This is a genomic window from Mycobacterium parascrofulaceum ATCC BAA-614 (assembly GCF_000164135.1).
Classification (GTDB): domain Bacteria; phylum Actinomycetota; class Actinomycetes; order Mycobacteriales; family Mycobacteriaceae; genus Mycobacterium; species Mycobacterium parascrofulaceum.
Genome location: NZ_GG770553.1, coordinates 1,100,055 through 1,109,368, shown reverse-complemented (window position 1 = coordinate 1,109,368; position 9,314 = coordinate 1,100,055). Strand labels below are relative to the sequence as shown.

The following is a 9,314-nucleotide window of genomic DNA, read 5'->3' as shown; positions in this document are numbered from 1 at the left end:
CGCGACGGCCGGCAACATCGACGCGGGTTTGGTCGAGGCGACCAGCGGCGTCGCGGCCGCCCCGGCCGCCACCGGCGCGATCTCGGCGGGCGCGGCAAGTAAGGAGCTCAGCCCGATGCCGAGCAGCAACGGGATGAGGAACGGCGCGGTCAGGATCGCGCCCCAGGTCGGCCAGCCCACCGCGTTGAAGAACACCTGGTAGGCGACGAAGAACAGCAGCGGGCCGTTGGCGGCCAGAAACGCCGGCAGGTTCGCGGAGAAGTTCTGCAGCATCTGCTGGATGTTCTGGAAGAAGTCCTGCAGGAACTTGGACAGCTGCTGGATGAGGTTCTGCCACCAATTGCCGGGCGTGTTCTGCGCGGTGTTGGCCGAAAGAGTGTTGGCGTCACCGCCCGGGCGCACGATCGAGGGGGCCGGGGTGCTGCGCGGCGCGGACGCCAGGGCCGCGCCGGAGGTGGCCTGGTAGGCGCCCATCACGGTGGCGGCCTGGACCCACATCCGCGCGTAGTCTGCCTCGTTGACCGCGATCGGAATCGTGTTGACGCCAAAAAAATTCGTCGCCACCAGCACGCCGTGAACGGCGTGATTGGCGGCCAGCTCACCCAGCGTCGGCATCGCGGCCAGCGCGGCGGTGTACGCCGCCGCCGCGACCTCGTGCTGCGCGGCCACACCGGCGCTGTCGGCGCTGGCCTGCTGCAGCCAGGCCAGATACGGCACGTGCGCGGCCAGGTACTGCGCACCGGTCGGCCCCTGCCACGCCCCGGCCTGGGTCTCCCCCAGCACACCCGTGAGTTCGGCCGCCGCCGTGGCGTATTCGGCGCTCAGCGAGGTCCACGCGCCCGCGGCCGCCAACAGCGGCCCCGGTCCCGGACCGGCGCTGAGCAGCGTCGAATGCACCTCGGGCGGCGAAGCCATCCAGACGGGGGCCGTCATCGTCAGGCGCCGCCGAATCCGAACGTCGCGGCGGCGGCGGTGTCACCGGCCAGGTAGCTGGCACCGGCCTCGCCGACGCCCACGCCTGCGCGGCCCAGCTCTTCCACGCCCTGGGCGGCGACGGCGGCGTGCTCGGATCCCTGCGCGCTGAACCCGACGGCCGTCTGCACCGACACCGGATCCACGGCCGGCGGCACCACCGCGGTGATGGCCGGCGCGGCCGCCGCGTGGGCGGCCGCCAGCCGCGCCGTCAGCGCCTCCACCGCGGCGCTGGTCGCCGCCAGGCCCTCGGGAACCACTCGCAACGTCATGACTCTCTCCCCTTACTGTTGCGTTTCACCAAACATTGCGGCCTCACCCACCAGCGGGTTGACCAACTGCACGTACGTCGGACTGTCGCTGTCGCCCAACAAGATCGCCCGCCCGGCCGGCAGCCGGCCGAACCGCTGACCCCGGATCTTGCCGCTGTCCTGCGGGTTGCCCGCCAGCATCAGCGTGGTCGCCTGCAGGTCGTTGAAGCGGCGCAGCAGCGGGTTGGTCATCAGGGCGTGCCCCGACCCGGTGGCGCGCGCCGTGACGATCACCCGCAGCCCCAGATCGGCCGCCTGCGAAAGGATTCCGATCAGCGGGGTCCACGGCCGCTGCCCGACGTACGGGCCGCCCATCGCCGGCGAGTCGGGTATCTGGTCGACGTCGTCGATGATCAGGTAGTGGGTGTGGCCCGCATACGTCCATCCGGCCAGCTCGCCGGGCGACAGCCCGGCCGGGGGCCGCCGCGACTCGATGATGTTGGCCAGCCCCAGCATCGCCGGGATGATGCGGTCGACGTTGGCGGTGTACTCGTTGTCGGCGAACAACGGCTCGTCGACCAGGTGCAGCCGCCGGTCCAGCACGGTGAACGCCACCTGGTCGGCCGTCGAGTTCTCGCGGATGGTGCGAATGATGTGGCGCAGCAACGTGGTTTTGCCGGACTTGCTGTCGCCGAACACCATCAGCAGCGGCTCGTCGGCGAAGTTGACGACGACGGGCGCCAGGTCCTCCTCGCGCTGGCCGATGACCACCTGCTCCGGACCGCGATAGAGCGCGCCGACGGCCTCGGGGGCGAGGTTGGTCGGCAGCAGCCGCACCGGCGGCGCGGCCATGCCCGGGTAGCGGGCGTTGATCGCGGCCACCTGGTCGAGCTCGGGGCGGGCGAACAGGAAGTGCTCGGCGGCCATGGTCAACCCGCGGCCGGGCTGGTCGTGCGGCACGGCTTCCGCGGGGCGCCGCAGCGCGCCGACCAGCCGCACGTTGCTGTCACGCGGATCGTGCAGCCTCAGCTCGAGGCGCAGCCCGAGGCCGTCGCGCATGGCCAGCGGCACCTCGAGCCAGCTCGGCGTGGTGATGACGACGTGGATGCCGTAGGCGAGCCCGACGTTGACCAGCTCGGTCACCTTGGCCAGCAAGGGATTACGCGTGTTGAACTGGTCGGTGTTGTCCCGGCCGAACGCGTACAGGTTGTCGATGACCAGGAACACCTCGCCGTAGCCGTCGTCGGGGGCTGCGCCGTGCCGGTCGCGGAACACCTCGCGCCGCTGCCGGGACAGCAGCAGCTGCTCCAGCTCGCCGAAGGTGCGCCGGATGCGTTCCGGTTCCAGCGCCGACGCCACGCTGCCCACGTGCGCCAGGTCTTCCAGCGCCCGCAGCTTGCCGCCGCCGTAGTCCAGGCAGTAGAAGGTGACGTCGCGCGGCGAGTGCAGGCTGGCCGCCGACAGGATGAACGTCTGCAGCGCAGTCGATTTCCCGGACTTCGGGCCGCCGTGGATCACCACGTTGCCGGCCGACGAGGTGGCGTCGAACACCAGCGGGTCGCGGCGCATCTCGAAGGGCTTGTCGATTTCGCCGAGCGGCCACTGCCACTGGCGCTGCGGCACCCCGGCGCGGGCCAGCACCGCGGTCAGCGGGATCGGCTCGTCCAGCGGCGGCAGCCACAGCTGCGGCGCCCGCGGCCCGTACCGCGCCAGCTGGTCGCCGATGGTGGCGATCAGCTTGCGCGGCGGCCCGGTGAATTCCTCGTCCTCGACGGCCGGGATCACCGTGTCCTGCTCGGGCTCGACCCGCCCGGCCGTGAACAGCTTGGGTTCCGGGGCGGCATGCACCACAACGGCTTTCGCCCGCTGCGGCGGATCGTAGATGCCGTCGACGTAGGTGCTGCGGAACTTGATCGGGGCGGCGCCCGGCGCGGGCACCAAAAAGCCCACGCCCTTGTGTTCCTTGCCCGACTCGATGTGGTACGCGTCCTCCACGCCGATGATCTGGCGGGACACGCTGGGACTGGCCACCTTCAACCCGATGCGGTAGGAGGTGTTCTTGTCGATGTCCTTGATCTTGCCGACGTCCAGCGTCTGCGACGCGAACAGGATGTGGATGCGGAACGAGCGGCCCTTGCGCGCCACATAATCGAACAACTCCGCGTATTCCGGATGATCGGCCAGCATCAGGGTGAACTCGTCGGCGACCACGAACAGCGTCGGGATGGGCGGGAGGTCGTGCCCCGCCGCGATCGCGCTCTCGTATTCCACCACCGAGTTGAACGCGCTGCCCTGCACGCGGCGACCGGCCTCCCGCAGCAGGGTCTCGCGGCGGGCCACCTCCCCGCGCAGGGTGTCGGCGAACCGGTCGGCCAGCGACTTCTTCTCGGCCATGTTGGAGATCACCGCCACGACCTGCGGGAAGTGGCGGAAGCTGTCGGCGCCGGCCTCGCCCTTGAAGTCGGCGTAGATGACGATCAGCCGCTCCGCCGAATGAGTTGTCAACAGCGACAACAGGATCGACATCAGAGTCTGCGACTTCCCGGAGCCCGTCATACCGATCATCAGGCCGTGCGGGCCCATCCCGCCCTCGGCCTCGTCCTTCAGGTCGAAGATCAGCGGCTCACCGGTCGCGGTGACGCCGATGGGCACCCGCAGCTCGTCCTCCCGGCGGCGCGGCGCCCACAGGGTGGGTACGTCCAGCCGCGACGCGTCCGGAATGCCCAGCAGCGTGGTGAAACTGGCCCCGCGGGTAGCCGCGGAGCGCAGCCCGGTGTGGGTCGGGTTGGAGTCCCAGCGCGACAGCTGTCGCGCCAGGTGGGCGGCCTCGTCGGCACCGAACCGGTCGGCGTCGTCGATGTAGGGCTGCCAGCCGCCGGTCTGCCAGCGCTCGAGGGCGCCATGCACAACACGCAGGATCGGCTTCTCCGGATCCGAGTACTGCTCGCGGTGCGGCGGGGTGGCGCCGCGGTGCACGACGGTGACGCCCGCCCGGCCCAGCCCCAGCGCGGAGGTGTCCAGGTCGAAGTCGGGGTCGTCGACGACGATCAGCAGGTGCCGCAGCGCGTCGGCGGGATCGCCGGTGAACGCCGGGCGGTCGAGGAAGGCCGGGCCCAGCAGCATGACCAGTTCGTCGGGGTTGGTCGCCAAAAAGCGGGCCGGCCCGACACCGTCGAGCTCACCCGGAACATCGGTGTGCGGAAGCCATTTCAGCCAGGACCAGTCAGGGCCCTCCAGGTCGCCGGCGACCAGCGCCACCCCCAGCACCGCCGGGTCGTGCCAGGTCACCGCCTGGGCGATCCACGCGCGCATCGCCGCCCGCGCGTCGTCGGCCTCGCCCAGCACGGTGATCCGCGAGACCTTCGTCAGGTCGATCCCGGTCGGCACGTCGCGGACGATGCGGTGGGTGTCGAGCAGGCTACGTAAGGCGCTGTGCGACACCGGTTCCAGGTCGACCTCGTCCGCGGTGTCGTTCACCCGCAGCGCGGTGGCCAGGGGCACCTGGTGGCGGCCGGCGCGCAGCACCAGGAAGTCGGGATCGTGCGGGTCGCGCTCCCACTGCCGGCGCGACCCGGGCACCCCCGCCAGCGCCGCCGGCTCGGGGTGCGACCATTCGGCGGCGGCGCGCTGCTGGGCGGCCTGGGTGCGGATGTTGTCGCGGACCACCGACAGGTAGCGCAGGTAGTCGGCGCGTTCGGCGTCGACCTCCTCGGTGCGGGTCTTGTTGTCGTTGCCGCGGTACATCGCGGTGGCCGCCAGCAGCAGCACGAACGGGAAGAACAGCGTCTGCGGCGAGATCAGCCGCATCCCGGTGGCGAACAGCGCGACGACCATGCCGACGATCAGGATTACCAGCACGTAGGGCATCGCCCGGCGCAGGAACGACGGCGGGATCACTCGCGGCAGTTCGGGCGGCGCCTCGATGTTGATGGTGCCCTTGCGGGTCACCGGCGGCGCCAGCCTGCGGCGGGCTTCGAAGATGAGTCGGCTCATCGGGGCGCTCCCTCTGCTGATGCCACGCGGCCGGGCCTGCTGTCGGGCGCCAGCCCGTCGTGCGCCAGCAGCGCGTCGGCGCGCGACAGCGTCGGCCCGCCGGCGAACAGTGCCAGCACCGACCACGGTACGGGCACTGCCGGCTCGCTCAGGCCAAGGGCCGCAACGGTTTTACCGCGCCCGGCGGCCGAGCTCTCGGCCTCGTTGTCGATGCCGTACCGGACCCCGGTGTCGGACACCCAGAACAACGACCCGGTGCCGGGCGCGCCGGCACCGCCGGTGACGGTCTGGGCGAAGTAGCCGGTGCCCGGCGCCAGGGCCACGCGCGCGGCCGTGGCCGGAGAGGCCCCCACCAGGTCGACGGTGCGGATCGATTCGGGCACCGGCAGCGCCGAACCGGACAACAGGCTCAGCGAGCTGGTGGCGGCCCCGGCCGGCTTGCTCCAGTACGCGCACGTGACGGGGTCCTTGGCGGCGTCGACGAGGGTGACCTGCCGATCGGGATAGCGCGCGGTATCGAGCATCCGCGACACCGGCAGCTTGGCCACCGCGTCGGCGCCCAGCCGCGGCGGCTGGTCCAGGCCGTAGGAGTTGGTGTTGCGCAGGATCGCCGCGAGCACCGGGGAGATGGGCTGCAGGCCGTCCGGCAACACCGCGTAGTAGCGCGCCGCGCCCGGCGAGTTCGGCTCCAGCGCATAGGAAACCACCACCGCGCCGATCGGCGCGGGCACGGCGAACCCGGCCGGGGCGCCGGCGTTCGGGATGCCAGGCGCCGCCAGCGGCGGCGCCTGCGGGATCGCGTTGAACAGCCCCGGCGCGACGGGTCGCGGCGCGGGGATGTCGGAGTTGTTCAGCCCCAGGCCGAGCGCGTTGGTGACCGCGTGGTCGGCCAGGTCGATCTGGCTGCGCTTGCCGTCCCAGAGCAGCCAGGTGGTGATGCCCTTGTCGCTCGGGGAGTCGACCAGGATCGCCCGCCCCGCATCGAGTTTGGCCGCCCGCGCGCCGGTGCTGTCGGGGCGGCCGGCGATCACGGTGACGCCGGTGCTGTGCACGGCGCGCGCCGTCCCGCCGACCCCGTCGCACACGGTCCAGTTCGCGTCGCGCGTGGTGTTCTGCACCATCCGCTCCGGCGCGCCCGGGATGCCGATCAGGTTGCCCCGCGGAAACCGGTCCAGCTCACTGCTTTTCACCGTGGCGGGGTTGACCGGCTTGCCGACTATCAGCCGGGCCGACGTCAGGTTGAGCACGGGGTGCAGCTGGTCGCCCACCCGGACGTAGAGGGCCGCGGTCGCCCGGTCGGCGAGCACGCTGTTGGTGCCGACGGTCCCGTTGGGCCGGATCAGCGAGAACACGAAGCAGCCCGCCACGGCGGTGACAAGCAGAACCACGCCCATCAGCACCGCGCGCGACTGGGTGCGCAGCGGGTCGACGAGCATCCTGGTGTCGTGCAGGGCGATGCCGGAAGCGATGCGCCGCATCACGAATCGCCAGCCGGTGACCTGGTGGCGGGTGACGAAACCGCGGCGGTACTCGACCTTGTCGGGGTTGTCGTTGACCGGGGTCCGGGAGGCGAACGAGCGCCGCTGGTCCGATTCGGGATTCGTCATGCCGGCACCGACAGCCCGAGGCCACGCAACAACGGCTCCACCGAGTTCTCGACGTCTTGGTCGGTGATCGTCATCAGCTCCTCGTCACTGAATTCCCCGGTTCCGGCGTGTTCCGAGTGGTCGAGCCGGAATTCTCGTTCCTCCTCGGAGCGTTCGACGATGTTGCGGACGAATCGGCCGTTGCCGGCGATGTCGAGGTTGCGCCGCGAGATTCCGTTGGCGTCCGGCGTCGACTCGGTGGCCAACTTGGTGAACAACGCCTCCATGTGGTCCAGGGCCGCCTGTTCGAACACGCTGTCGCGCTGCTCGGCCATCTTGGTCGCGATCTCGACGAGTTCCGACGGTGCGTAAGAAGGGAAGTCGATGTTGCGGGTGAAGCGGGAACGCAGACCCTCGTTGGTGTCCAGGAACTTGTCCAGGTCGGCGCGGTAGCCGGCGATGATCACCACCAGCCGGTCGCGGTCGTTCTCCATGCGGGCCAGCAGCGTGTCGATGGCCACCAGCCCGAAGTCGTTCTTGGCTCCCGTGGCCACCAGGGCGTAGGCCTCGTCGAGGAACAGCACCCCGTCGAGCGCGCTGTCGATGATCGCGTTCGTCTTGGCCTCGGTCTCGCCGATGTGCTGGCCGATCAGGTCGGCGCGGTGCACCTCCCGGATGTTCTCGCGCTTCAACAGGCCCAGGCCGCAATAGATCTTGGCGACCACGCGGGCGATGGTGGTCTTGCCGGTCCCGGGTGGCCCCGCGAAGACGAGGTGGTGGGCGCGCTGGGCGACCGCGAGACCGCGCTGCTTGCGCACCAGCTCCATGGCGACCGAGCTCTTCAACCGGGCCACCTGGTTCTTGACCTCGTCCAGCCCGATGAACTCGGCGAGCTGGAGTTCGGCCTCGTGCAGGAGCACGGACTTGCGCTCGTGGGCCGCGGGGTCGACGAAGTCCTCGGCGCTGGGCTCGGTGTCGGGGTCCCACGGGTCGGTGCGCGCTTCGATCCGGGCCGCGGTGGTGGTCACGATCCCGAAACTGGTGTCGGACAGGGCCTGTTCGATCTGTTCGTTTTCGGGATGGGCCGCGTACAGGTCCTGCAGCACCTCGCTCGCCGCGTCCTCGTCGACGTGCACCCGCAGCACCAGCGCCTTGGCCAGCGCCCCGTCGACCGCCGCGACGGCGACGGGACCCTCGGGCTCCTCGAGGTAGGACAGCGCGGGGGCGAACATGCCCAGCCGCGCCAGCGCGGTGCCCAGGGCGATCCTGGCCGCGTGCGCGAAGGCCTCGTCGAGCCCGGCGTCGTTGACGACCGGCGTCAGCAACTTGACGACGTCCGACCACCGCTCGGCGCGGTAGTTGGTCACGACGTCGACCCAGCGGGCCTCGCGCCAACCCGGCCGGCGCGCGGTCAGCCCGGTGACGATTCGGTTGGCGTCGGCGAACCGGCCCGCGGTTGCCAGGGCCGCGGCGTAGGCGAGGTGGAAGTCGTCGGGGGTGGCGGCGCGGAACTGCAGGTACAGGCCGGTGTCGTAACGGAAGCCCAACGCCCCGGGCGCAAGGTCCACCTGCCGCTGCAGCGTGCCGGCCGTCGCCGCGGTCTGCGACACCGCCTCCAGCACCCGCAGCGACACGTCGCCGGCGGCCGCCAGCCCCGTCCAGGCGTCACACTGCTCGTGGGCGATGCGGGTCAGCGCGCCGAACCCGGAGCGCGCGGCGACCAGGTCGGCCGGGCGTCGGCGCTGGTAGACCGAGATCCCGAGCGCCCGGCAACAGGTGGCGAATCGGCTGACGACGTCCCCGTCGACCCGGGCCTGCGCCCGAGAATCGACGGGCTGAGCCGCGAGCACGCCGGCGTCACCGAGTTCCACGGCCACGTCTTTCCATTTGTGTAGCCTCCCCTAACCTAACCCGCCTGAAGTTAGCATTGCATAAGCTAAGTGTCGAGGTGCGAGGGCCCGTCCGGCTCACCACGTCCCTCCCGGGCCTCTACCGCTAATGAGGATGTTAACCCGCGCAATGCGCCGCATTTTCGGTCCTTATCTCAGCCTCAGTAGGTTGGCAGCCCGTTGGCAGCGCCCTCTAAGCGGCCGAGCTTATCGAAAATCGTTTTCATTATCAATTCGGCGGCTCGCCTGACGGCCGCCGGATTTCGTGGCGCCACCGGGACGGAGACGCAGCCAGTAGTCGTGCGCCGGCCCCGAAAAGTTCCGGTCCCGAACATGGCGGTCCGGGCTCGCTAATCCGGCGCCCAGGAGCCGGGCAACATCGGCAGCGACGGTGGGTCGCCGAACCCGCCGCCGTCCAGCGTCGCCAGGCCGGCCGCGTCGGCAGCGCCCGCGCTCGCCGTTCCGGCGAAACCCAGGGGCCCGGCGCCGCGATCCGACGCAATCGACGGCGCCGGGTCCTCGAGCGGATCGGCCCCCGAACCCGCGTCGGGCTCCAGGTCCACGAATTCGTAGCCGCGGTAGCGGTCCTTCATCGCCGTCCGGCGGCGCCGGCGGGCCCGCTG

At 70.9% G+C, this 9,314-nt stretch carries 6 protein-coding genes; all 6 read right to left on the bottom strand.

All coding sequences use genetic code 11. The annotated features are described in order from the left end of the window. Window positions 1–933, bottom strand: a 933-nt coding sequence (locus HMPREF0591_RS05200; RefSeq protein ID WP_007167387.1) for a PPE family protein, incomplete at its 3' end; no start/stop codon positions are given. 2 nt (window positions 934–935) lie between these two features. Beyond that, window positions 936–1,244: a PE family protein gene (locus HMPREF0591_RS05195; protein ID WP_007167386.1), complete on the bottom strand. Its 309-nt coding sequence runs from the start codon at window positions 1,242–1,244 to the stop codon at window positions 936–938. A 12-nt stretch (window positions 1,245–1,256) separates the two neighbouring features. Next, window positions 1,257–5,216, bottom strand: coding sequence for a type VII secretion protein EccC (locus HMPREF0591_RS05190; RefSeq protein WP_007167385.1), 3,960 nt, complete (start codon window positions 5,214–5,216; stop codon window positions 1,257–1,259). Beyond that, window positions 5,213–6,823, bottom strand: a complete 1,611-nt coding sequence (gene eccB, locus HMPREF0591_RS05185) for a type VII secretion protein EccB (protein WP_007167384.1) — start codon at window positions 6,821–6,823, stop codon at window positions 5,213–5,215. The genes HMPREF0591_RS05190 and eccB overlap by 4 nt, the downstream gene beginning before the upstream one ends. Further along, entirely contained in the window at window positions 6,820–8,673 is a 1,854-nt protein-coding gene (gene eccA / locus HMPREF0591_RS05180; RefSeq protein WP_040621862.1) for a type VII secretion AAA-ATPase EccA, read from the bottom strand. The genes eccB and eccA overlap by 4 nt, the downstream gene beginning before the upstream one ends. A gap of 368 nt (window positions 8,674–9,041) precedes the next feature. Beyond that, the coding region (locus HMPREF0591_RS05175) for a PPW family C-terminal domain-containing PPE protein (RefSeq protein WP_007167382.1) at window positions 9,042–9,314 on the bottom strand (273 nt) is incomplete at its 5' end.

Bases quoted from the DNA above. Each gene is read 5' to 3' on its own strand.
- HMPREF0591_RS05195 (WP_007167386.1), bottom strand. From the start codon at position 1,244: ATGACGTTGCGAGTGGTTCCCGAGGGCCTGGCGGCGACCAGCGCCGCG.
- HMPREF0591_RS05190 (WP_007167385.1), bottom strand. From the start codon at position 5,216: ATGAGCCGACTCATCTTCGAAGCCCGCCGCAGGCTGGCGCCGCCGGTG.
- eccB (WP_007167384.1), bottom strand. From the start codon at position 6,823: ATGACGAATCCCGAATCGGACCAGCGGCGCTCGTTCGCCTCCCGGACC.